Source organism: Peptoniphilus olsenii (assembly GCF_040545475.1).
In the GTDB taxonomy this organism is placed as follows: Bacteria; Bacillota; Clostridia; order Tissierellales; family Peptoniphilaceae; genus Peptoniphilus_A; species Peptoniphilus_A olsenii.
The window spans coordinates 1-25,839 of sequence record NZ_JBEPMA010000004.1 but is presented as its reverse complement, the minus strand read 5'-3'; the positions used below and the strand labels follow the sequence as shown (position 1 = coordinate 25,839).

The 25,839-nt window shown below is 28.3% G+C and carries 21 protein-coding genes and 1 rRNA gene; 8 read left to right on the top strand and 14 right to left on the bottom strand.

Going from position 1 to position 25,839, the window contains the following annotated elements; translation table 11 throughout:
• Nucleotides 1-21: 21 nt before the first annotated feature.
• Together ABID14_RS04470 and ABID14_RS04465 are read right to left on the bottom strand one after the other, a co-directional pair.
• Nucleotides 22-1,173, bottom strand: coding sequence for a YibE/F family protein (locus ABID14_RS04470; protein ID WP_354367566.1), 1,152 nt, complete (start codon nt 1,171-1,173; stop codon nt 22-24).
• Between the two features lie 241 nt (nt 1,174-1,414).
• Complete coding sequence (locus tag ABID14_RS04465; RefSeq protein ID WP_354367564.1) at nt 1,415-3,562, bottom strand: 5'-nucleotidase C-terminal domain-containing protein; 2,148 nt, start codon at nt 3,560-3,562, stop codon at nt 1,415-1,417.
• Nucleotides 3,563-3,747: 185 nt separating this feature from the next.
• Here ABID14_RS04465 and lepB point away from each other — a divergent pair, with 185 nt between their 5' ends.
• The 3 genes from lepB to hemW are packed head-to-tail and all read left to right on the top strand — an operon-like array spanning nt 3,748 to nt 7,242.
• Nucleotides 3,748-4,257 (top strand): signal peptidase I, encoded by a 510-nt coding sequence (lepB, locus tag ABID14_RS04460; protein ID WP_354367562.1) that lies wholly within the window; start codon nt 3,748-3,750, stop codon nt 4,255-4,257.
• Between the two features lie 47 nt (nt 4,258-4,304).
• Nucleotides 4,305-6,116 carry a translation elongation factor 4 gene (gene lepA, locus ABID14_RS04455; protein ID WP_354367560.1) on the top strand — a complete coding sequence of 604 codons (1,812 nt, stop codon included), beginning with the start codon at nt 4,305-4,307 and terminating at the stop codon, nt 6,114-6,116.
• Nucleotides 6,103-7,242, top strand: coding sequence for a radical SAM family heme chaperone HemW (gene hemW, locus ABID14_RS04450; protein ID WP_435529952.1), 1,140 nt, complete (start codon nt 6,103-6,105; stop codon nt 7,240-7,242). Before lepA ends, hemW begins: the two co-directional genes overlap by 14 nt.
• Before the next feature lie 101 nt (nt 7,243-7,343).
• Here hemW and rpsT read toward each other — a convergent pair whose 3' ends face one another.
• The 3 genes from rpsT to ABID14_RS04435 are packed head-to-tail and all read right to left on the bottom strand — an operon-like array spanning nt 7,344 to nt 10,943.
• Nucleotides 7,344-7,613 carry a 30S ribosomal protein S20 gene (rpsT, locus tag ABID14_RS04445; protein WP_354367556.1) on the bottom strand — a complete coding sequence of 90 codons (270 nt, stop codon included), beginning with the start codon at nt 7,611-7,613 and terminating at the stop codon, nt 7,344-7,346.
• Between the two features lie 59 nt (nt 7,614-7,672).
• Nucleotides 7,673-8,686: a DNA polymerase III subunit delta gene (gene holA / locus ABID14_RS04440; RefSeq protein WP_354367554.1), complete on the bottom strand. Its 1,014-nt coding sequence runs from the start codon at nt 8,684-8,686 to the stop codon at nt 7,673-7,675.
• Nucleotides 8,649-10,943, bottom strand: coding sequence for a DNA internalization-related competence protein ComEC/Rec2 (locus ABID14_RS04435; RefSeq protein WP_354367552.1), 2,295 nt, complete (start codon nt 10,941-10,943; stop codon nt 8,649-8,651). The genes holA and ABID14_RS04435 overlap by 38 nt, the downstream gene beginning before the upstream one ends.
• Before the next feature lie 76 nt (nt 10,944-11,019).
• Between ABID14_RS04435 and ABID14_RS04430 the strand changes: the two genes are divergently transcribed.
• Nucleotides 11,020-12,435 (top strand): alanyl-tRNS synthetase, encoded by a 1,416-nt coding sequence (locus tag ABID14_RS04430; RefSeq protein WP_354367550.1) that lies wholly within the window; start codon nt 11,020-11,022, stop codon nt 12,433-12,435.
• Nucleotides 12,436-12,638: 203 nt separating this feature from the next.
• Here ABID14_RS04430 and ABID14_RS04425 read toward each other — a convergent pair whose 3' ends face one another.
• From ABID14_RS04425 to proB, 7 genes are all read right to left on the bottom strand, one after another.
• Nucleotides 12,639-12,998, bottom strand: a complete 360-nt coding sequence (locus tag ABID14_RS04425) for a hypothetical protein (RefSeq protein WP_354367548.1) — start codon at nt 12,996-12,998, stop codon at nt 12,639-12,641.
• A gap of 76 nt (nt 12,999-13,074) precedes the next feature.
• Nucleotides 13,075-13,719 (bottom strand): sensor histidine kinase, encoded by a 645-nt coding sequence (locus tag ABID14_RS04420; protein ID WP_354367866.1) that lies wholly within the window; start codon nt 13,717-13,719, stop codon nt 13,075-13,077.
• A gap of 237 nt (nt 13,720-13,956) precedes the next feature.
• Nucleotides 13,957-14,772 carry an ABC transporter permease gene (locus ABID14_RS04415; RefSeq protein WP_354367546.1) on the bottom strand — a complete coding sequence of 272 codons (816 nt, stop codon included), beginning with the start codon at nt 14,770-14,772 and terminating at the stop codon, nt 13,957-13,959.
• Entirely contained in the window at nt 14,765-15,682 is a 918-nt protein-coding gene (locus tag ABID14_RS04410; protein WP_354367544.1) for an ABC transporter ATP-binding protein, read from the bottom strand. Before ABID14_RS04410 ends, ABID14_RS04415 begins: the two co-directional genes overlap by 8 nt.
• Before the next feature lie 98 nt (nt 15,683-15,780).
• Nucleotides 15,781-16,464, bottom strand: coding sequence for a response regulator transcription factor (locus ABID14_RS04405; protein WP_354367542.1), 684 nt, complete (start codon nt 16,462-16,464; stop codon nt 15,781-15,783).
• Between the two features lie 21 nt (nt 16,465-16,485).
• The gene (locus ABID14_RS04400) at nt 16,486-17,742 is read right to left on the bottom strand and encodes a glutamate-5-semialdehyde dehydrogenase (protein ID WP_354367540.1); all 1,257 of its coding nucleotides are present in this window, start codon (nt 17,740-17,742) and stop codon (nt 16,486-16,488) included.
• Nucleotides 17,717-18,502, bottom strand: coding sequence for a glutamate 5-kinase (gene proB / locus ABID14_RS04395; RefSeq protein WP_354367538.1), 786 nt, complete (start codon nt 18,500-18,502; stop codon nt 17,717-17,719). The genes ABID14_RS04400 and proB overlap by 26 nt, the downstream gene beginning before the upstream one ends.
• A gap of 140 nt (nt 18,503-18,642) precedes the next feature.
• Here proB and ABID14_RS04390 point away from each other — a divergent pair, with 140 nt between their 5' ends.
• The gene (locus tag ABID14_RS04390) at nt 18,643-20,943 is read left to right on the top strand and encodes a bifunctional dihydroorotate dehydrogenase B NAD binding subunit/NADPH-dependent glutamate synthase (RefSeq protein WP_354367536.1); all 2,301 of its coding nucleotides are present in this window, start codon (nt 18,643-18,645) and stop codon (nt 20,941-20,943) included.
• 203 nt (nt 20,944-21,146) lie between these two features.
• On the opposite strand, the gene ABID14_RS04385 is transcribed toward ABID14_RS04390, so the two are convergent.
• Nucleotides 21,147-21,956: a disulfide bond formation protein DsbA gene (locus ABID14_RS04385; RefSeq protein ID WP_354367534.1), complete on the bottom strand. Its 810-nt coding sequence runs from the start codon at nt 21,954-21,956 to the stop codon at nt 21,147-21,149.
• Between the two features lie 184 nt (nt 21,957-22,140).
• Here ABID14_RS04385 and nrdD point away from each other — a divergent pair, with 184 nt between their 5' ends.
• The 3 genes from nrdD (at nt 22,141) to ABID14_RS04370 (ending at nt 25,340) form a co-directional block, all read left to right on the top strand.
• A complete protein-coding gene (gene nrdD, locus ABID14_RS04380) occupies nt 22,141-24,264 on the top strand; it encodes an anaerobic ribonucleoside-triphosphate reductase (protein ID WP_354367532.1) in 2,124 nt (707 codons plus the stop codon).
• Nucleotides 24,264-24,758, top strand: a complete 495-nt coding sequence (gene nrdG / locus ABID14_RS04375; RefSeq protein ID WP_354367530.1) for an anaerobic ribonucleoside-triphosphate reductase activating protein — start codon at nt 24,264-24,266, stop codon at nt 24,756-24,758. Before nrdD ends, nrdG begins: the two co-directional genes overlap by 1 nt.
• A 105-nt stretch (nt 24,759-24,863) precedes the next feature.
• Complete coding sequence (locus ABID14_RS04370; RefSeq protein WP_354367528.1) at nt 24,864-25,340, top strand: acyl-CoA thioesterase; 477 nt, start codon at nt 24,864-24,866, stop codon at nt 25,338-25,340.
• A 402-nt stretch (nt 25,341-25,742) separates the two neighbouring features.
• Here ABID14_RS04370 and rrf read toward each other — a convergent pair.
• Nucleotides 25,743-25,839: ribosomal RNA gene (gene rrf / locus ABID14_RS04365) — 5S ribosomal RNA — on the bottom strand; the annotation flags it as partial.

The following is a 25,839-nucleotide window of genomic DNA, read 5'->3' as shown; positions in this document are numbered from 1 at the left end:
AATATTTTAATTTATATAAAATTATTTTTTGCTAAACAAATTAGCCCCAACTATGACAGTAAATGGTATAGTCAAAAGTAAAGCAATACTACCTGCAACAGAACGTACAATTTCAGAAGCAACTTCATCTAGATTTATTATTTCTATAATTTGAATTTTATAAACTATAAAAAGTATTATCATGTGTAATGTACTTCCTACATATGCAAGAATTAAAGTATTTGACATGGAGCCCAATATATCTTTTCCTATATTTATACCAGATTTAAACAATTCTTTTTTTGAAATATCCTTATTTATATTTTTGAGTTCATAAAGAGAAGTGGAAATAGAAGTAGCTATATCCATAATTGCTCCCACTGCTCCAATTAAAATTGTTCCATAAAGTATTCCTTGAAAATTCATATCTCGAAAATGAGGTATATAAAATAAACTAATAGCACTTTCATTAGTAAATCCAGTAAGTTTTGTGAATTTTCCAAATATAACCGATAAAATAGCTGAACAAATAATTCCACATATAGTGCCAATGATTGCTACTTTTGTTTTTAAATTTTTGCCCATTATAATTAATAATGCAACTACAACGGAAATAATTGAAATAAAAACCGATGTCAACAATGGATTAAATCTTTTTAAAATAAGAGGAATATACACCCCAAATATTAAACCAAGAGTAAGTACCAAAGATAATAAAGTTTTTAAACCAGATAATTTTCCAAATAGTATCAATAAAGTTATAAATAAAATTGTGATAATTATAACTTGAGTGTCTCTTACTTTTTCTTCAATCTTAACTGTATCTATTTTTGCATTTTTTTCTGTAACCCTGAGCAAAAGTCTATCTCCAGGTTTGAATATATAATTACCTGGCATAATTCTCTCAATTGTGTGTTTTATTATTAATTCTTCATTCTTATAATTACCATTTAATATTTTTATTTTTAAATGTTGATATCTTATGTCAGCTTCTAGAGGAACATCTCGCAACTCATCAGTATCATCATATTGGACTTCGATAACTTTTGCTTTTAATACTAAATAATCTCGATGATTCATTTGATTATCATAATATGCACGCATTTCACTGTCGTTGTATAAATTATTTGCAAAAACATTCATAAGTAATAATGATAGAAATATAACCGATGATAATAAATTTTTTATCTTCATGTAATTCTCCTTTTTTTATTTAATTATTTATTTAAAACAATGATAAGCATTTACAGAATTAAAAATTAAATATTTATGCATAATATTTTTAATTGATATTTTTCAGTTTTATTTATGTATTTTTAAAAGTTTTTTATCTATCTGCTGATAAATGTTTAAAAGTTGATTTATTAAACTTAATTATAAAAAGATGCTGCTAAATTATAAAATCTGCAGCATCTTTTTATATTGAATATTTTTGTTAAGCAGCTTTTGGCATATTTGCAACTTCTGAAACTTCTTTTATATAATCTATTGGCTTAGGTGTAATAGTTTTTTCTTTTTTAATTTTTTCTACTAGTACATCTCTAATTGGGATATAAGTTTCATCTACATTTGTTGCATTTGAAAAATCATAACCATCGCCACCTGTAAACATGAAGTCATTGACAACAACTCTATAAGTTTTGTTCATATCAACAGGAGTTCCATCTTGTAGAGTAATTTTAGTAATTTGCTCTCCGTAAAGAAGATTTTTGTCATATTCTACAATTAGTCCACTAAAAGCACCATCTGTAGTCTTTGGCATATTTATACCATGGTCAATTGCTTTTTTCAAATCGGCACCCTTTAAATCCATTACCACAAGATAATTGTCAAAAGGCATAATTTCATATAAATCTCCCATTGTTATTTGACCTTTTTCAAGAGTTCTTCTAAGTCCTCCACCATTTTGAATTGCGACTTGAGCATTTGTTTTTTCTGCCATAACTTCACAAGCCCAATATCCTAAAAGTGTATTAGAGCCTTTAGAACTTCTTTCATGAGTAAACTCTTCACTAGCTTCACCAAGTAACTCACCTTTGATAGGTTTTAGTTCTTCTTGTAAATCAGTATAGAATTTTTCAGTTTCAGTGTCTTTTAAGATATTATTTTTGATTTTACTTCCTTCTACTATTTTTGTAGTTACATCTACTTTTTGGTTTTCATCAATATTTATTTCTAAATCACCAATGGCTCTACCATAACAATACGCTTGTAAGATATCAATGCCATTTACTTCCCCACTTACTGTTCTATGTGAGTGAGCTGATAAAACTGCATTAAGTCCTGGAACACTTTTTGCAAGTTCAGCTGCATTGCCAGTAATCTCTTTAGAATCTTTATTTTGATCAGAATCTAGATGAGTTAATGCAACTATAACATCAGGTTTTCCTTCTTCTGCTTTTCCAGAAGTTAGATACTGAACCCAATATTTTGCACTTTCAATTGGATCTTTAAATTCATATCCTTCAATGTATTCTGCTTTCGTAAGCGTTGATGTTTCGGGATGAGCAAGACCAATTAAACCAATTTTCATACTATTTTTTTCAATAATCATATATGGTTTTGCCCACTTTACTGGCTCATTGGTATTTTTATCATATATATTTGAAGCTAGATAAGTGAAATCACCATCCTTACCCCAAGTTTCAATTCTTTCTGCTCCCCAATCAAATTCATGATTACCCACAGCAGATGCTACTGTGCCCATGCCTTTCATCATAGCAGTTACAGGTTTTCCAAAAGTAAGATTTGCATCACTAGTACCTTGATAGTTATCTCCACCAGATAGAACTATAGTATTAGGATGTTTTTCTTTAAATTCATTAACATAGCCTACCATTTTAGACATGCCCATATTTCTCTTTTTGCCTGTTACTTCTTCTGCAACATTTCCATGAAAGTCATTGAAATATAAAATATGAACTCCTTCTTCTGATAATTCTCCAAATACTATACCTATTTCTTTTGCTTTTTCTTCAGTTATAGAACCTTTTTTAACTAAAAGTTCTCCCAAAGTATAGCCAGTATTATCGTTAATCTTTTGATTTAAAGAATTAATAATATATTGTGCAGCTTCTCTTTTTGTAATATTAGAATTGATATCATCATCTTTTGAAATAAGTCCTATTTCTTTAGAAATACTTTCTGCATCAACATAAGATTTTACACTATCATAAGATAAACCTCTCAAAATAAAAGATATAAATTCTCTCTTACTTAAATTTTCTTTAGGATAATATTTATCTTCTGACTTACCTTTTGCAATATTTAAATCAAATCCAAGTCCAGCATACCCTTTAAACCAGTCAGCAACATCTGTAAATGGATTCAATTTAATATTTGCTTCATCTTCTGAAATCTCTTGAGAATAACCTAGAGATTTCAAAACCATTGTCAGACCTTCAGCTCTGTTGAGCTTTTTGTCTAACGTCTCTTCTGAATTGTCTTTGTCAAGAAGTTCTAGTGCCTGTAACTTTTCTACTGAATCAATTTCGTCGCTTACAGCAAAAACTGACTGAAAAGTACTAAGCATTAAAATTAATGCCAAAAACAATGACAAAAACTTTTTGTTGGTTTTTTTCATAAAAAATCCTCCTTTTTATATTATGATTATATAATAACACATATCAATTAAATTTTTGCATTCGTTTTCATATATTTGATAAATTTTTTGTATTCTTTCTGTATAATTTTTTAAGCTCTATTATTGTGTACCTGTACTATCTTTTTTCAATTTATGATAAAATATGTAGTATTGGAGATGATTATTTGAAAAAAAATGAAGGTTTGTCCTTTTTATTTACAATTTTAATTGCAGTTTTAATTGCATTATTCATAAGAAATTTTATTTTTAATATTGCTGTAGTAAATGGCCAATCAATGGAACCCACACTACACGAAAAAGACAAATTAATATGTCTTTCTTACAGACGATTTACTGAAATAAATACCGGTGAAATTGTAGTTATTAGCCCCCCAAACGACAATAGAAATTATATTAAAAGAGTTGTTGCCAAAGGTGGAGATACAATTGAGTTTAAAGATGGTAAAGTCATTTTAAATGGTGAGGTATTGGAAGAAAACTATACTTCAAGTGATACAACTCACTCTGATGTAGAGAAATTTACATTAAGGCCTAATGAATATTTTGTCATGGGAGATAATAGACTACCTGGTAAGAGCACGGACTCAAGATACTTTGGTCCAATTGAAAAAGACAGAATAAAGTCTGTAGCTTATTTTAGAATTCTTCCCTTTTCAAATAAAGGCAAAATCTAAAATAATTTAAGAACTACTTATTATATACAATTTAACGGAGGTAACATTTGAACAATCAGGAAAATATTAGAAATTTTTCTATAATTGCCCACATTGATCACGGAAAATCTACATTAGCAGATAGACTAATAGAATCTACTGGAATGCTTACTAAAAGAGAAATGGAAGCACAAGTTTTGGATTCTATGGATCTTGAACGTGAGCGAGGAATTACAATAAAACTAAAAGCCATAAGACTTATATATAAAGATGATAGAGATGGCAAAGAATATATACTTAATTTAATAGATACTCCTGGGCATGTCGACTTTAACTATGAAGTGTCACGTTCTCTTGCAGCTTGCGAGGGGGCTATTGTTGTTGTCGATGCCTCGCAAGGTGTTGAGGCTCAAACTTTGGGAAATGTATATTTGGCAATTGATCAGGATTTAGAGCTTATTCCCGTAATAAATAAAATTGATCTTCCTAGTGCCAGACCTGAAGAAATTAAACTTGAAATTGAAGATATTATTGGGCTAGATACTGAAAACATTCCATTAATTTCTGCAAAAGAAGGAATAGGTATAGACGATGTGCTTCATCATATAGTAGATAATGTAACTTGCCCATCTGGTGATATTAATAAACCTCTAAAAGCATTGATATTTGATTCTATTTACGATTCTTACAGAGGAGTAATTTGTCATGTGCGAATTATAGATGGAAGTATCAAACCAGGTGACGAGATTCTGATGATGGCAACTGGCAAAACTTTTGAAGTAGTAGAGGTCGGAGTAATCGCAAATGGGCATATAACTTTAGACTCATTAAGTGCCGGCGAGGTTGGTTATATAACAGCATCTATTAAAAATGTAAAAGATGCACGTGTAGGAGACACTATAACTTCTAAATCAAATCCAACTGAAGAACCTATGCCTGGTTATAAAAAAGTTGTGCCTATGGTTTTTTCTGGTATTTACCCAGGAGAAGGTGAAGAATACAACGAAGTGCGTGAAGCATTAGAAAAACTGCAAGTAAATGATGCAGCACTAGTTTTCGAACCTGAAACCTCAGTTGCCCTTGGTTTTGGTTTTAGATGTGGATTCTTAGGGCTACTGCATATGGAAATAATCCAAGAAAGACTCGAAAGAGAATTTGATTTGAATATTGTAACTACTGCCCCATCTGTAATTTACAAAGTTTTGAAAAAAAATGGCGAGTTCTTAGAAATTCAAAACCCTACTAATTTACCTGAACCAACTGAGATAGAATACATGGAAGAGCCAATTGTGAAAGCAGAAATTATGACTCCAACTGATTTCGTAGGTGCAGTTATGGAATTATGCCAAAACAGACGTGGCGTATTTAAAGATATGCAATATCTGGAAGAGACTAGGGCTTTAATAACTTATGAGATGCCCCTTAATGAAGTTATATATGACTTTTTTGACGCATTAAAATCAAAAACTCGTGGTTATGCTTCTTATGACTATGAACTTTGCGGATATCAAGAGTCTAAACTTGTAAAATTAGATATTTTGATTAACGAAGAACTTGTGGATGCTTTTTCTATTATTGTTCACGAGTCTAATGCATATCAAAGAGCAAGAAAAATATGTGAAAAATTAAAAGATGTTATACCTCGTCAACAATTTGCTGTGCCTATACAAGCTGCAATCGGCAATAAAATAATCGCAAGGGAAACTATAAGAGCCCTTAGAAAAGATGTACTTGCGAAATGTTATGGCGGAGATATTTCAAGAAAAAGAAAGCTTCTTGAAAAGCAAAAAGAAGGTAAAAAGAGAATGCGTACAGTGGGCAATGTCGATATTCCACAAGATGCATTTTTGGCTGTGCTTAAATATGATGAAGAAAATTAATACAGGAATTTATATCCATATTCCTTTTTGTGAGAGTAGATGTCACTATTGTGATTTCTGCTCTTCTATTATTGATAAAAATCAAGTTGGAAAATATTTTAAATATTTGAAAAAAGAAATTATGCTTTATGATGAACTCCTAAAAAATAGAATTATTGACACAATTTTTATTGGAGGAGGAACACCATCTTCAGTTGATGAAAAATATATCGGTGATTTATTTGATTTATTAAATAGATATGAAATAAAATCCGATGCGGAAATAACGATAGAAACTAATCCCAACTCTTTAACTCTTACAAAAGCGAATGCTTATAAATCTTTTGGTATAAACAGAATTTCAATAGGTGCTCAGTCATTTAATGATAAAATATTAAAAACTATTGGCAGAATTCACACTAAAAAACAAATTTATAAGGCTGTTGAAAATGCAAATAAAGCCAATATAAATAATATAAATATTGATTTAATGTCTTCTCTTCCCCAACAGAAATTTAAAGATATTGAAAACTCATTAGATGAGATTAAAAAACTTAATCCCACACATATATCTTATTATTCTCTGATATTAGAAGAAAATACCAAGTTATTTGAAATGTATCAACATGATGATTCTCCATTTATAGGCGAAATAACTGACCGCAAAATGTATCATTATATTGTTGAAAAATTAAGGGATATGAATTACGAACAGTACGAAATTTCAAATTTTGCTAAAGATGGTTATAAATGTAGACATAATATTAGATATTGGAAATTAAAAGATTATATATCTTTTGGTATGTCTTCATCATCAAATATTGAAAACTTGAGGTATACAAACTCTTCTAATTTCAATGACTATTACAGTTTTATAGATAAAAATAAAAAACCAATTACTTTTTCAGAAACTTTGTCTATACAAGATAGGATAAATGAATTCATAATAATGGGAATAAGGTTAAACGATGGTGTAAATATAGAAGAAATTAATAAAAGATTTAATATTGATTTTGAAAATTTATATAAATATGAACTTGATAAAAATATTTTAAATGGATTAGTCGAAAAGAATAAATATAATATCAAACTAACATCTAAAGGTCGAGATTTATCGAACCAAGTGGAACTTGATTTTCTAAAATAAAAGAAACTCTATATCAAATGTTAATTTCATAGATATAGAGTCTTTTTTATTAAATAATATTGTAAATTAAAAATAGAGAAACTTTCCCGGGAAAATTTCTCTTAGCCTGCAATCTTGTCGTTAAGCTTCTTTGCTAGTCGACTAATTTTTCTAGAAGCTTGTTTTTTGTGGATTACATTTTTTGTAGCAGCTCTTTTAAGTTTTTTATCTGCAACAATTAAAAGTTCTTTTGCATCATCAATTCTATCTTGATCAATTGCTTGATTAAATTTTTTGATTGCATTTTTCATTTCAGTTTTTACTGGTTTGTTTCTTTCAGTGTTTCTTCTTGCTACATCAATTCTTTTGATAGCTGATTTAATATTTGCCATTTATTTCACCTCCAAATAATTTAACGCATTTGCTATTCTACCATGAATTTACTAGAATTTCAAGTAAGTTTTACACAATATTTAACAATCAAAGACTCCATTATCAATTTGTCTTCAATTGAAGTTGTTTTTAAAAGTTCATCTGCTTTTAATAGCTCGTCATAGAATTCAACCAAAAATGTTTTATTGAAATTTTTAGACATTCCACTTATTTTTTTTAATTCAAAATTTTTGACTCCTATTATATTCATTATTTCAAAATTAGAATAGCCTTTTTCCTTTAAAGAAATATATGATAGGAAATTTTTGACTTGCCTTATTACCATTGTAAATATTTTTAAAATAGGCTCATTTAATTTATATAAATTATCAAGTTCAATTAATGCCACTTCTGCATTCCTATTCATCAGTGCATCTAAAAAATTAAAAATATTAGTATCTATACCTTCGCTGATACTTGCATCTATATCTTTTTTAGTTATAACTTCTGATGAGTTTAGAGATACTATCTTGTCAAGTTCTGACTTTAAATCCAATAAAGTTATGTCTTCATTGCGAGAATTATAATTTGACATATCTATTAAATAGGATACATCAAATGGCTTGATTTTTTTACCTTTGCGAATCAAATAACCTTTTACAAAATTAGTTAAATCTATATTCTTTAATTTAGGAAATTCCATATCCCTGTTTTTCTTTTTGAAATATTTATATATTTTTGTAGTTTTTTTAATATTAGATCTATCCCAAAAAATTAATATTACAAAATCAGACAAATTATCTAAAAAATCAAAAAAGCTTTTATTTAAATCATTTTCGCTTACAAATTCAACTACATCTTTTACAATTACTATTTTCTTGTCGCTCATTATAGGATATGTTTCGCAAGCATCAATAATCTCGCTAGGGCTACAAGTTTTGCCATCCAGTTTAGTTAAATTAAAAGCTGAAGTATCTTTAACATATTTGACAGTTAAATATTTAATTGCATTTTCTATAAGATATTTCTCTCTTCCATAGAACAAATATGCTCCATTATGAATATCTGCTGAATAAATTTTTTTGTAATTCATATTCTCCCTTTGCCAATATAAATAAAATTAAGCTCTTTAATATTATAACAGATAGAGTATAAATATTGATTGAAGTTTTATCAAGGAATTTGTCCACATTACAACTTCCACCTCTATTTATATAAATACTAACTTGTCCACAATCTTTTGTATTCAAAAATTTAATATTTTTCTCTTGTAGCCTTGTGGTAACTTCTTGATGTGGATGTCCAAATATATTATCTCTTCCTGAGGAGATAATAGCTAATTTTGGTGTTGTTCTATTTAAAAATTCTTCCCCTGTAGAAGTCTTAGAACCGTGGTGTGCTACTTTTAATATGTCAATATCTTCATCAATGTTTTTTTCAATATTCTCTGAAATATCACCCGTGAAAAGTGATTTATATTCACCATATTGAACCATGAATACTAGAGATTTATCATTAGCATCTGCATTTTTTACCAAATTATTGTCACTTAAAACTTTTATTTTTATTGAATCATTCAAAAATAAAATGTCATTTTTATCTAATAATTTGAGTTTACTATTTTTTTGAGCCTTTTTTAAAATTGAAATATCTTCTGGTATATAAGATAAATATATTTTATGAACTTTATAATTATCAATTATCTTACTCAAATTACCCACATGATCTTCGTCAAAATGTGATATGAAAATTGCATCAATATTCCGTATTCCATTATAATTAAAAACTGGAAACAAAAATCGCTCTGCAAATTTATTTTTCATCTTTGAACCGCCCGTGTCTATTAAATAATTATGTCCTTTATACATTATTAAAGTACAATCTCCCTGGCCTACATAAATATGTTTCTGAGCATATGCATAATATTGATTGATATTAGTCATTCCAATATTTAAAAGTATGGTAAATATGTATATAAAAATCACAAATCTGCTTCTTGAAATGATATTATATTTATAATCTTTGAAATAAAAACTTAAAATAGCAAAATAATATAGACCTAAATAGTTGATATTAAAACTTAAGTTATTTAACGACAAAAAATTAAATTTAAGTAGCAAAGATTCTAATCCATATACAGAATTCAATAAAAAGTTTTCAATATTACCCACGATACCAGGAATTATGCCAACACTTAATATAAAACCTAAGGCAATAATAATGCTATAAATTGGAACAATGATTACATTTGCTGCTAATACTAAAAAAGATATATAACCAAAATTATAAACTAAAATTGGATAAAGCATAATAATTACCGATAAACTAATCAAAATAGATTCAACAAATAAATTATTAACTGTGAAATAGCTCTTTATCTTTGGATATAAAAATATTATTGCAAATATTGCACCATAGCTCATTATTAAAGATAATGAATAAATCGCCAGAGGATTTACAAATAAAATTAGACCAAGACTAATAAAAAACACGTCTTTGCTTCGCAAATCTACTGAAAAATACAGGTTCAATTTATAAAGTATAAAAAATAAATAAGCTCTAACTACAGAAATTGGAAAACCAATTGAATAAATATACAGACCAATAATAATTAAAGTTAATATATCTGTAATTTTTTTGTTTCCTGTTATCTTAATCAAACTAATATTTAAAAATAATGCTAATATTCCAATATGTAATCCAGATACTGCTAATAAATGACTAAGACCCAACTCTTTAAATCTTTGGTTCTGATATTCCAATAAATTTGTCCTATCACCTAAAATTATTGATTTTAAAAGCCTAGCATTTCTATTATTTAAATGCTTATCAAAAATATTTTGAGCCTTTCTTATATAAAAATTACCAAAAATTTGATTTGAACTATTTGAATTATACTCTATAATGTCATCTATTTTTCCAATTAAATAAATACCTTGCGATTTATAATTCAAATTAGCATTAAAGTTACCTTCATTCATAGCTTCATCAGGTGCGGCAAAATTACCAAAAATTTTATATTTAGAATACTCATTTAATTTATCATAAAATAATATTTTAGTTTTAAATTTCTTGCCATTAATTGTATCTGTTTTTAATACAGTACTTTTATTTTTTACAGAAATAACTCTGCCTGTTACTTCTCCTTTAAAGCTTTCTAGATTGTAGAGTTTTCTATTATAATTTATGAAAACACACAAAAATATTAAAGAATATATGAATACATATTTTATCTTAAACAATTTACTATTTATAACTCCATAAAATAAAGTGCATAGTAAAGCATACCACATATTATCAGTAAAAATGCCTATAATCACACCAAGAATTACAGATATAAAAAACATCATTAATATCACCAAATCAATTATATCTTTTTTTAAGCTTTTTTTGTACTTTTGTGATAATATAATTCTGGAGGTTTTTATGACAAACACAAATATAAGTCCTTATAGAAAAACATATAATATAGATATAATTGAAAAATTAACTGAAAATGGAAATACTTATGCAAAACTTGCACATTATCCTGCTTTTATGGGAAATCTTAATGTAGAGTCTGACGAATTTAAAATAAATGGAAAAGAACCAATCACTTTAAAAAATAATTCTGAATACTATTTAGTAGAAAAAGATTTAGACTATGTAGAAATCACTTTAAATTGGAAAAAAAGATTGGGAATAATGCAACAAAATTTAGGTAATGCTCTATTTAGACATTTTATAAATGAAAGTACCGACTTTGAAATTATAAATTATAAAGTTCATGAACGCAGCTCTTATATAGATATAAAAGCTAAAGATTTGAGATTTGTCACAATGAATAATTTAGAAGAAATGACAAATTATGCTATATTATCTAATCTAAAAGTTAGTTATTTCGATAAAGGTATTAATATTGACGGGCTTGGAAAAATATATTATGAAGGTCCTGTATTAGCTAGAACTGGTGAAACTGCTCTGGTAATTATAAGAAATGTCTCAAAAAAAGAAGACTATCTTAGAATCTCACTAATATCAGGAGAACAAGCTTTTAAATATGCTAGAGATGCAATCAATAATTTAAATAATATTAGAATGTATTTAGGTTCAAAGTCTTTAGATGCAGTTTATTCTGATGTAAAAAAATTAAAAGGAAATATATCATTAGACAATAAAGAATCTCAAAATATTCAAGATAAGCCTGTTAAAACTAAAAATTATGAAAACATATCAAAATCTAATATGGAAATTGGTACAAATTCCGATATCAAAAATTCCAATAAAACAAATAATAAAAACAATGACAAAAAACTAGATTTAAAAACTGCCGCAGTGCCTAAAGATAATAATCTTACGTCTTCAAAAAAAGATATAATTGAAACCAAAAATTCTGAAAATATAGATGAAGATACCAATAACAATTTTAATAAAAATGATGATAATAATAAATTAAAAGCAAATGAAAAAGAAATTTCTGCAAACAGTGAACAAAGCAAAAATTTAGATAATGCAGTATCTATGTTTAAAAATTATGCGACAGAAGTAAATAATATTAATTATATCTATAAAGTATTAAGAGATGTAAATTTAACTGAACTAAAAGAAGTTTCCACAAGATTATTAAAAGAAGATAATTTTATCCAAATATATGGAATTATGGGTTCCAAAAAATCCAAGATAATGATTTTTAGATCACACAATTTAAATTTTAATCTAAAAGAAGTATATGAAAAGCTCAAAACAAAATATGACATAATGGGTTCAGGTAATATGTTTACTCTTAATATAGACTGTGAATCGAGAGATGTGGTTGAACTTATGGAGACATTTTTAATCGAGATAAGAAGAGCAATAAAATAATTATTTAAAACTGAATTAAAAACTACGGTATTAGGAATGTTTAATATAAAAAAGGACTTACTCAATAAAAGTGATAAGTCCTTTTTTTTGTATAAACAAAATGCGATTTTATTAAAAAATACACTCCTAAATAACTATTTTTTATAAAAAGTAGCAGCAATATAATCAATTTCGTCATTTTTAATTATTGTTAATATAAAATATTAGTCTTTATAATTCTTTATGATATATCTAGTGTATATTCCAAATAATATTCCTATTGCTATCGGTATATAAAATGAATAACTATGAATAAAAAAATAAAACCAAAATACATGTGGTATATATAAAACTATTAAAAATAAGACAAATAACCTTTTTTTGAATAAAACTGGCAAAAATAACAAAAATCCTAATAAAAAAGGTACTACAATTTTTATATTTAAAACCGCTATATTTGTATAAATCTCTGGCATTTCACCAATACTTAGAAATAAAATTCCACTGATTAAATATACAAAAAATATACAAAGTGCTTTTTCTTTATCTCCTTTATTATAAAAATTCATTATATATTTACTCATGCAATTCTCCTATATATTGTTTGAATTGTAAATCATTATTTAGTAATCAATTCCAAAAAAATATTTATAAACTAATTTATTTAACCAAGATGGTAAAATAAAATTTTTTGTTCTTTACTCTAACTTCATAATCCCATTTCATCTTATCTAGGGCTTCTTTTACTATGGAAAGACCAAGCCCTGAAGATTTTCTTGAATTATCAATAACTCGCATTCTATCAAGCAAACTCAAATACTCTCCATCTTCTAACTCTGTATCATTTGAAAAAATAATTATAATATTTTGATTTTTTCTAATCTCTATTTTATTATTTCCAAGAGAATATTTATACATATTATCCAAAAGATTATTAAAAATCATCACAAGAAGTTTTTCAGATGCATAAACTTCACCTACGCCATCATCAACTTCAATTGTAATGCTCTTGTTTTCGTCATTGAAAATATCGTAATAATTTATCAAAACCGAATTAAAAATGTCCACTAAATTTATTTTTCTTAATCCATAATCTACTTCTCTACTAGAAACCAATGAATATTCATAAAATTTCTCTATAAGTTCTTTAAGTTGACCAGCCTTAGTCAGTGAAATATCTAAATACCTTTTGTTATCGTCTTGACAATCAATTAAGCTCAAATAACCAATAATTGAAGTTAATGGAGTTCTTAAATCGTGAGATAAATTTGCGAGTAAATCTCTATAATCTTTATCAAGTTCAATTATTTCTTTGTTTTTAACATTTATTTCCCAAATTAACTTTTCATTAATACTCGCTATCTCTCTTTGTGTATTATCATAACCATATTTATCAAATGTAGATAGATCGATATTTTCTTTTTTGTTTTTTAATTCTTCCAGTATCCTATTGTTGGAATTTTTAATTCTAATATATTTAATTGTAACGACTATAATAATTAAAAGTAAACAAATTGTTAAAATTATAGGACTTCTTCCTCTCTAGTTATCTAAATCTTTTTTAGTAATAGTAATTAAAGACAAAGATATAAATAGTATAATAAAAAATACAGAAGTTATATAATAAATTTTATAATCTAAAAAATTTACATTTGCAATACCATTGGTATTTACAATTGATGCTATCTTTCTAAAAATTGCAGATGGCATAAAAGTTGCAACTTTTTGAATGGATTCTGATTTAAAAAGCATCCCCAGATATTTTAAAATTGTGTGCAAATACGTGCCATAAAGAACAGTAATAATAGACGATATAAGCTCTCCTTTAATCTGGAGTGACAAAAAGTTCATACAAGCAATTAATGAAATAAGTGGCAGTGCAAGTAGACCAATAGTTTTTATTAAATCCATTATATAATGTAGAGAATCACCGTCAAGCCCATATAATATTTTTACTATTAAAATATGAAAACCTATCACAACTACTGCATAAATAATAGAAATAATGATACTTTCTATAAATTTTGAAATTACTATATTTCTTTTAGAAATACCGCATTCTACAGCTCTTAGAATGCCCCTTTCCTTGTCCTCTTCCACATACACATAAGATGCAGCTATAAAAGTGATATATGGTATAGTTGTAAATATTGCTTGAAAAGCTATTAGAATGAGAAACTCGCTTGAAGTAAAACCGCGTACATTTTCTCCAGGACTTAATAGATTTGTCTTTCCTGCAAGAGATAAATAAGACATACTATTTACAAATAATACAAAAATGATGGATATAATCCAAAATACTTTTGTACTTGTTTTTGAAAAAACTCTTCTAAAATCAGTTTTAAAATATTTAAGCATTTTGACCTCCCATGAGCTTTACATAATATTCTTCTAGAGTTGATTTTTGATGATATATTTCATTCAAATAAATATTGTGTTTAGCCATTTCTTTTTGTATTTTTAAAATTTCTACATCTTCATAAACTCTAATCTCTTGATTTGCCATAATTTTAAAATTATTAATATTAAGATTTTCCTCCAAGATATTTACTATTTTATTTAAGTTCTCTGAATTTCCCACAATCTTGATGTAGTCTTTGACTTTACTTTCGAGTTCTTCACGAGTTATCTCTTCTAACATTTGTCCCCTTTTTATAAAACCTATCCTATTTGCAACTAAAGAGAGTTCATTTAAAATATGTGAAGAAATAACTATAGTAGTATTCCATTCTTTATTAATTTTTACCAAAAAATTTCTTAAATCAACTATACCTTCTGGATCAAGTCCATTAATAGGTTCATCTAGTATCAAAACTCTTGGTCTATTCATAAGTGCCGCTACAATTCCAAGTCTTTGTTTCATTCCAGTAGAATACGCTTTTACTTTTTTATTAAGTGCATTATCGATTTTGAATATCTTTGCTATTTCTATAGTTTCATCAGGCAATTTAATACCCTTTAGTTCTGCAATATATTGAAGATTTCTCATTCCAGTAAAGTATGAATAAAGTGCTGCCTCTTCAATTAGAAAACCAAAACTATTTCTTATTTTAAAATCCTCTTCTAAATTTTTTCCAAAAACTAAAATATCACCGCTATCTTTTTCAATATGTCCAGCAATAATTTTTAACAATGTAGATTTGCCAGCACCATTAGAGCCTACTAGACCATAAATGTCACCATCATAAAGATTAAAATTCAAATTATCCAGTGCCTTTGCATTATTATATTTTTTGTTCAAATTGTTAATTTCAATTAATTTATCCATCGCTTACCTCCTAAATATATTATTACCGATAATCTTTAATTTATGATAAAGGAGTTCTAAAGACTTTCTAAAGAAAAAAATCTAGGCTGACCTAGATTTTACTTTAGCTTATATCCAATTGACCATACCGTTTCTATATAATTATCTCCAGTAACTTTCTTTATTTTGGAACGCAAATTTGAAATATGTGCATTTATAGTATCTGAATCGTATAAATATTCATCTTCCCAAACCTCATTATAAAGATTTTCTCTTGTGAAAATTCTATTTGGATTTTTCATAAGAGAAACTAAAATCTTATACTCAATTGGAGTCAATTTAATTAAGTTTTTTTTAGCTGTAACAGTCATACTATCTAAATCTACATTTAAATCTTTAAAATTTAAAATTTTAGATTTTACATATTTTTTATCATTAAAATCTTTATACCTTCTAATAGTAGCACCTACAATAGCTAATAATTCATCTTTATCAAATGGTTTTTCTATAAAAGCATCTGCACCAATATTTAATACATTGATTTTTGATTCCTTAGCTATTTTAGCGCTTAATACTATGACAGGTAATTTTTTAATTTTACGCAGTTCTTTTAGAAAATCTTCTCCACTCATACCTGGCATCATTAAATCCAAAAGAATCAAATCAAAATCATGAATTTGTAAAAACAAATTTGCTTCTCTTGCATTTAATGCACCAAAGGATTCATATCCACCTTTTTTTAAAATCTCAACAACTAAATCATTTATATCTTTATCATCTTCCACAACGAGAATCTTTTCCATTAAATCACCAACTCCATGTAATTAAATTCTAACCTCACCATTTCCAAAAATAATATATTTATAACTAACTAGTTCATCAAGCCCGACTGGTCCTCTTGCATGAAGTTTTTGTGTAGAAATGCCAAGTTCTGCACCTTTGCCAAACTCGCCACCATCTGTAAATCTAGTTGATGCATTTACATAGACACAGCTGGAGTCCACTTCATCTAAAAATTTCATGGCATTTTCATAGGACTTTGTGAGTATTGCTTCTGAATGTCCAGTAGAATATTTTTCTATATGCTTAATAGCATCGTCAATATTTGAAACAGTCTTTACAGAAAAAGCATAGTCTAAAAATTCTTTTGCATAATCAGCTTCAGTTGCAATAGTAGAATTTTTTAATCTTTTTTTTGCTAATTCGTCCGCATAAACCTTTATATCAAATTCTTGAATGATTTCATTTAAATAAATATAAAACTCATCACTTAAATTTTCGTTTAGGATTAAAGATTCCATTGCATTGCACACTCCAATACGAGTGGTTTTTGCGTTTTTTATTATTTCAACAGCCTTTTTAATATCTGCACTCTCATCTACATATATATGACAGTTTCCAACACCAGTTTCAATTACTGGTACAGTTGAATTTTCTACCACTGAATTTATTAAAGAAGATGAACCTCTTGGTATTAATAAATCAACATAGCCCTTTTGTTTCATCAAATTTGTGGCACTTTCTCTAGAGGTATCTTTGATTATTTGCACAAAATTTTCATCGTAGCCTGATAATTTTATGCCCTCTCTTATGGAATTTGCAATAGCTATATTTGAATTTATTGCTTCTTTGCCGCCTCTTAATACTATTGCACTTGATGCCTTTAAAGATAAAATTGCAGCATCTAGTGTCACATTTGGTCTAGCTTCATAAATAATAGCTATAACTCCCATAGGCACAGTCTTTTTACCTATCTTGAGTCCTTTATAATTCTCTTCCATAGACAGGACCCTACCTACTGGGTCTTTAAAATCGACTACATCATCTATAGCTTTTGCCATATTCTCAATTCTATCAGTAGTAAGTAATAATCTATCAATAATGCCTTCAGTAAGATTATTATCTTCTGCACTTTTAACATCCTTTTTGTTCTCTTCTAATATTTTATTTAAATTATCCATTAATGAATTTTTAATAGAAATTAATATTTTATTCTTCTCCTCGGTTTTAAGTTTTGCAAGTTTACGAGAAGATTCTTTGGCAATTTTACAAATTTCATTGACATTTAAAATACGTTCCAATATTTTCACCTTTCACTATATCTCTAATTATTTTCATATTTTTTCCAGATGCTATTACAACTTCAATATTCTTTTCTAAGGCTAAAGAGGCTGCTTTTAGTTTAGTTTTCATCCCACCTGTACCCATATCAGAGTTTGTATTTTTAGCAGACTTATTTACTAAATTAATATCACTAACTTCTTCTATTAAAGTAGCATTTTTATTAATACGCGGATCATCAGTGTATAGCCCTTCAATATCTGTGAGCATTATAAGTAAATCAGCATCTATTAATCGAGCAATAATAGCAGATAATGTATCATTATCTCCAAATTTAATCTCATAAGTAGATATGGTGTCGTTCTCATTAATTATCGGTATGACTTTCATGTCCCTTAATGTTTGTAAAGTATTTTTTGCATTTTCTCTCATTATTTCATCTTTTTCGATTTGTTTTGTAAGTAAAATTTGAGCTGAATTATATCCATATGTTATTAGACTTCTGTCATAAATATTAGTAAGCGAAACTTGCCCTACAGCAGCAGCGGCTTGTTTAACAGAAGTTTCTTTAGGTCTATCTTTAAAATTTAATTTTGCTCTTCCTGCTGCTATTGCACCACTAGATACTAATACAACATCATAACCACTGTTTTCGAGATTAGCAATTTCAAAACACAGCTCGTCTATTTTTTGTAGATTAATTCTTCCATTGTCATGAGTAATAGATGAAGAACCAACTTTGATTACAATTTTCTTTAATTTATTTTTAAAATTTCTCATAATAATCTCCATTTTTAATATACTTCAAAAATCTATTTACGTAAAGGAAAATATTATTATCCTCATATAGTAAATATTGAGTTAAATACATTGTTTTAGTTTTCACAATGTTTTATAATTATATCAATGGAGGGAATTAAATGTCAAAAATTTTAAGAAAAGAATTGTTAGCACCAAATATTTACTTATTTGATGTTTATGCGCCAAAAATTGCTGCTTCAGCAAAACCTGGTCAATTTATTATTTTAATTGCAGATAAATATTCAGAAAGAATTCCTTTAACTATTTCAGATTATGATGTAGAAAGAGGAAGTGTTCAAATTGTTGTTCAGGCATCAGGTGAGTCTACTAAAAAGATTGTCGAATTTGAAGAGGGTGACGAATTCAAAGATTTTGTGGGCCCACTTGGCAAAGAATCCGATTTTGTGAGTATGGAATTGGAGAAATTAAAAGATAAAAAATATCTTTTTGTAGCAGGTGGTGTCGGTACAGCCCCAGTATATCCACAAGCTAAATTCTTCAAAGAAAATGGACTTCATTGCGATATTATTATTGGAGCTAAATCCAAAGAGTTCGTAATATTAGAAGATGAACTTGCATCTGTGTGTGATAATCTATACATAACTACAGATGATGGCAGTTATGGTTTTAAAGGTCTTGTAACAGATAAACTATCTCATCTCGTTGATAAAGAAAACAAAAAATATGATCATGTAGTTTCTATTGGACCAATGATAATGATGAAATTCGTAGAACTTACTACTAGAAAATATGACTTGCCAATAACAGTATCTTTAAATCCTATCATGGTAGATGGAACTGGTATGTGCGGAGCTTGCCGTGTAAATATTGGTGGTAAAACAAAATTTGCATGTGTCGATGGACCTGAATTTGACGGTCACTTAGTTGATTTCGATTCAGCTATGAAAAGACAAAAACAATACATCAATAATAAAAAAACTACAGAAATAAAAGATCATCACTGCACAATGGATATGGCAGTAGAAGCTCAAAAAATTATAGAAGACGAAGATTTAAGTGAAAAAATAGAAATCAAGAGAGCCGAAGATAGATTTACTCGCACCCCTATTGCCGAACAAGATCCAAATGTCAGAAATAAAAACTTCGAAGAAGTTTGCTTAGGTTACACTCCAGAGGAAGCTGTAATTGAAGCGTCTAGATGTCTAAATTGTAAAAAACCAGGCTGTGTGGTTGGATGTCCAGTATCCATTGATATACCCGGCTTTATAAAAGAAATTGCCAGTGGTAACTTCGAACAATCATATAAAGCACTATCACTTTACACTTCACTGCCAGCTGTATGTGGAAGAGTATGTCCACAAGAAACACAATGTGAACAGAGATGTGTGCTTGCCAACAAAGGTGATTCAGTTTCAATAGGTAAACTTGAAAGATTTGCAGCAGACTATGCAAGAAGACATCATGTAAATATTTCAGAAAAACCTAGAGCTTTGGATAAAAAAGTAGCGGTAATAGGTGCTGGACCTGCTGGGCTTACTTGTGCGGGCGAGCTTGCAAAAATGGGCTATCAAGTAACTATATTTGAAGCACTCCAAGAAAGCGGTGGTGTTTTAACTTATGGAATTCCAGAATTTAGATTACCAGAAGAAGTTGTCGCCGCAGAAGTAGAAAATATCAAAAAGCTTGGCGTTAAAATTGAAAATAATACAGTTGTAGGTAGAACACTCACAATAGATGAATTAATAAATGATGGTTATGAAGCAGTATTTATTGGTTCAGGAGCAGGACTTCCTAAGTTTATGAATATACCAGGCGAAAATCTAAATGGTGTTTATTCTGCAAATGAATTTTTAACAAGAAATAACTTGATGAGATCTTTTGATGAAGAATATGACACACCAGTAAATGTAGGCAAAAAAGTTGCGGTAATTGGTGGCGGAAATGTTGCTATGGATGCTGCTAGAGTTGCAAAAAGACTTGGTGCCGATGTATCTATTCTTTATAGAAGAACTGAAAAAGAACTTCCAGCAAGACTTGAAGAAGTTCATCATGCAAAAGAAGAAGGAATCAAATTTGAAATGCTAACTGCACCTACAGAGATTTTAGGTACAGAAGACGGTTGGGTAAAAGGTCTAAATTGTGTAAGAAACGAACTAGGACAACCTGATGAGTCCGGACGTAGAAGACCTGTTAAAATAGAAGGTTCCGATTACACTGAAGAATTTGAAACAGTAATCATGGCTCTTGGCACAAATCCTAATCCACTAATCTCCTCTACAACTAAAAACTTAGAAATACAAGATTGGGGCGGAATTATAGTTAACGTAGAGTCTCAAACATCTAGAGAAGAAATATTCGCTGGCGGAGACGCTGTAACTGGATCAGCTACAGTAATACTTGCCATGGGTGCTGGTAAAAATGCAGCGAAATCTATTGATGAATTTTTAAGAAATAAATAATAATTAAAATTATTAAAGACCACTAATTAAAAACTATAGTGGTCTTTATATTTTAATGTTTTTTATTTATACAGGATACTACTATAAGTGTAACTTCGATGATTACAGTAATTAAGTAAAGATTTTAATACTTTTAATTGACTAAGTTTTTTCTTTATTTTGATATTAAAATGGAACTTAAATATATTTCATCATTAACTCAATTAATTTTTTACACAATAGATATATCCATTTTCAACTTTTATTTTATCAATACGGCCTTTTTTTTCTAAATTTTTTAAATTATTATCTATTCCAAAAACTAAATCAACTTCATTTGTTAATACAAAATTATAATTCTCAATATATGAAAGCAAAACTTTTTCGTCATTCATATCAATATCTTTTTCTTTTAAATTCATGTTTTCCAATATAAAAGTATCAATTAAATCTAAATTTAATATATTTTGTAAAACTCTTCCATTTTCTTCAATTAAGAATCCTGGCAATTTTTTTATTCTATAATCAAATGAGAGCATTCGATTGGCAAGAAAAGTATCATCAATCATTTCATATTCACTCCAAAAAACAGATGTATCAATATTAAATGATTTTAATATATCATCTTGTGCTTCTTTCAAAAATATATTTTTATCAAATAAAATTGCCTCTTCTAATAATTTTCTTAGATAACTTTTTGAATTAGCTTCATCTATTTCCTTAAAAGTAAGATAATACTTGTCTAAAGTATATGTAGAATTATATTTATCTGTATAAAGATTTGGTACTTTGTTAAAACCTGGCATACCTGTCATTGTCGAAGTTGCACGATACATATCATATAAAATTTTATTGCCTAGCTCTACATTATTTTTATCTCTAAAATTATGTGGCAAAAATTCTTCATAGTTTCCAATCAAACCAGCCATAATAAAATCGTATTCAAAATTTTCATAAAAAAATTCATATTTTCTTAACTTTGGAAAAATTCCCCATAAAAAAGGGTCTAAAACATCGGTAAAAATTTTTAGCATACTCATCCCCTCTTTTTAAATTATAACATAATTTTAGCTCTTTAAATCCGTTTATTCATTAATTTAAGAATAAAGTGTATATCTAAAAATACACTATATCTCGGATAACCATTTACTGATACCACAATATGTTGTATAATATATAAAGTGAAAAGATGAAGATGTATATTTTGAGGAGGACAAAATGCCTAGTGTAATTAAAAGAAATGGTAAAGAAGTTGAATTTAATAAAGACAAAATTGTTGTTGCTATTAAAAAAGCAATGGACTCAAGTTCTGGAGTGTATGTAGAAAATCAAGCAGAAAAAATTGCAGCAGAAATTGAAGAACTTGCTAATTCCAAAGAAATACCATTAAGTATTTATGATATAGAAGAAGAAGTATATTATAGACTTATTCAATATAAAAATCCAGCAACTGCAAGAGCTTATGAAGCGTATAAATCTGTTCAACAATACAAGCGTGAACAAAATACTACTGATGAAGGTATTCTTGGTCTATTAAATGAAACAAATGACGAACTAATGGACGAAAATTCCAATAAAAACGCTATAATTGCATCCACTCAAAGAGATTTAATTGCAGGCGAAGTATCTAAAGATATTGCCAAAAGGAAGATGATACCATTAGATTTAGTAGAAGCTCATGAATCGGGAGCTATACATATCCATGACATGGACTATATTATCCAGCCAATTTTTAATTGTTGCTTAGTCAACATGAAAGATATGCTTGATAATGGAACTGTTGTCAATGGCAAAATGATTGAAACACCTAAGTCATTTCAAGTGGCATGTAATGTCATGACTCAAATTATAGCTCAAATCGCTTCAAACCAATATGGTGGTCAAAGTATTAATATATCATGTTTAGGTAAATATTTGAGGAGATCTTATGACAAAAACCTAAGTCTTGCTCTAGATACTTTAGGTGATATTTCCCTAGCTGAAAAAATGGCTCATAGAATGACTAAAAAGGATCTGGAAAGTGGAATTCAAACTATTCAATATCAAATTAACACACTTATGACATCAAATGGACAAGCACCTTTTGTAACTTTATTCATGTGGTTAGAAGATGATGACCAATATGTAGATGAAGTTGCCATGATAATTGAAGAAATACTTAAACAAAGAATACAAGGTATCAAAAATGATGCTGGTGTTTATGTGACTCCTGCATTCCCAAAATTAATCTATGTGCTTGATGAAAATAATATACACAAAGAATCTAAATACTATTATCTAACTTCTTTGGCAATTCGTTGCACAGCTAAGAGGATGTATCCAGACTACATTTCAGCCAAAAAAATGCGTGCTAACTATGAGGGAAATGTATTTAGCCCTATGGGATGTAGAGCTTTCTTACCACCATATAAAGATGAAAATGGCAAATACAAATTTGAAGGAAGATTCAATATGGGAGCATGTTCAATTAACCTTCCTCAAATAGGAATACTTGCTGGCGGTGACGAGCAAAAATTCTTTGATATTCTAGAAAAAAGATTAGATTTAATAAAAAGAGTTGGTCTATTGAGATACGAACATCTAAAAAAAGTCACAAGTGATTCCTCTCCTATCCACTGGCAACATGGTGCCATCTCAAGACTTGGTAAACATGAATCAATTGCTCCACTATTAGAAAATGGATATTCTACTGTATCTCTAGGATATATTGGTATATACGAGGCTACAATGCTCACAAAAGGAGTAAGCCACACAACAGAAAAGGGATACCAATTCGCAATGAGAATAATGGATGCATTAAATGCAGCTTGCAAAAAGTGGACTGAAGAATATGGCATTAAATTTACTCTATATGCTACTCCTGCTGAATCACTTACTCAAAGATTTGCAAATATTGATAAAGAAAGATTTGGCATTATAGAAAATGTAACTGACAAAGGCTATTATATAAACTCTTTCCATGTAGATGTTAGAGAAAATATATCTGCCTTTGAAAAATTTACTTTTGAATCTAAATTCCAAGATAAGTCTACTGGCGGTTGCATATCTTATGTAGAAATACCAAATATGAATCACAACCTAGAAGCACTTGAAACATTAGTAAGATTCATATATGACAATATTCAATACGCCGAATTTAACACAAAATCTGATTACTGCTCAGAATGTGGTTTCGATGGAGAAATCAAATTAAATGAAAACGGACATTGGCAATGTCCTCAATGTGGCAACACAGACAGAGCAAAACTTTCTGTAGTTAGAAGAACATGCGGATATTTAGGTGAAAACTTCTGGAACGAAGGTAGAACTAAAGAAATTAATGCGAGGGTGTTGCATATATAATGAGATATGCTCAAATACGAAAATATGATGTAGCCAACGGACCTGGAATTAGAACTACAATTTTTGTAACAGGATGCACACACAATTGTAAAAACTGTTTTAACAAAGAATATCAGGATTTTAATTTTGGTTACGAATGGACAAAAAATGAAACAGAAAAAATAATAAAATATTTAAACTTAGATGAAGTAAAAGGGCTTACAATACTTGGAGGTGAGCCCTTTCAAAATGTAGATGACCTATACAAAGTAGTAAAAGATATAAGAAAAAAAACTTGTAAAGATATTTGGATATACTCCGGCTACACATGGGAACAACTTACAAAAGAAGAAAGTAAAATAGAATTACTAAAACTTTGTGATGCATTAGTAGATGGCCCTTTCATTGAAAATTTAAAAGATTTAACACTAAAATTCCGAGGATCATCTAATCAAAGAATTATAGATATAAAAAAATCGCTTAAAGAAAATAAAATTATAGAACTAAACTTATAGAAAGAGCCTTTTTCCCACAAAGGGCTCTTTTATAATTAAACAAACTAAAAATATAATGTTATAATGTATATAATATAAAATTTTATATAACCGAAAGGAGAAAATATGTCAGAGAAAATATCTATCCAAGAAACATATGGCGAAAGATTTCAACATTGTTGGGGTTGTGGTCCAAAAAATGAACATGGTATGCATATAAAATCTTATCCAAGTGCTGACGGCAGTAAATGTATCACAAAAGTAATTCCCGATTCAGTTTATACTGGCGGCGTGCCACAAAACTTATTTGGTGGAATGATTGCGATGATTTTCGATTGCCATGGAACAGCTTCAGCAGCATGGTTTAAGCATAAAGATTTAGGACTTGAACTCAATAAAGATACTGTAATAGGTAGATTTATTACTGCAAGGCTTGAAGTTGATTTCAAAAAGCCCACACCAATGGACAAAGAAATTACTGTAACTGCAATAGCTGAAGAGATTGGAGAAAGAAAAGTAATAGTAATTATGACAATGGAATCAGATGGCGAAATAAGAGCAGAAGCTAAAATGGTAGCCGTTGGAGTAAAGGATAATATGTAAAAACAAAGACTGATACGGAATCATTAAATTCCATATCAGTCTTATTTAAATACAACAAGAAATAGATTCATATTTTATAACTACTAATTGATACTTACTAAATCTATAATATAATATTTTTAGTATTTAAGTTGTGATAATATCTATTCAATTTAAATAGCTTAATAAATAATATAACTCATATTTTCAATAACTTTAAGTATTGGTATTAATTTTCAACCAATCAATTAGGATATAAAAAAATCTTCCATCTCAGGAAGATTTTTCTATCTTTAATAATATGTAATGAGCTTCGCCCATTAAGGAATAATTAAAGCAAAATATTTTACTAATTTTAAAAGGAGTATTTTTAAAAAATAAAAAGTCTATCAACGAAGTCTCTCTTGCGTCGGTAGACCTTTTAACTGGCAATAACCTACTCTCCCAGGCCGTCTCCAGCCAAGTACCATCAGCGGATTAATGCTTAACTTCTGTGTTCGGTATGGTTACAGGTGTTTCC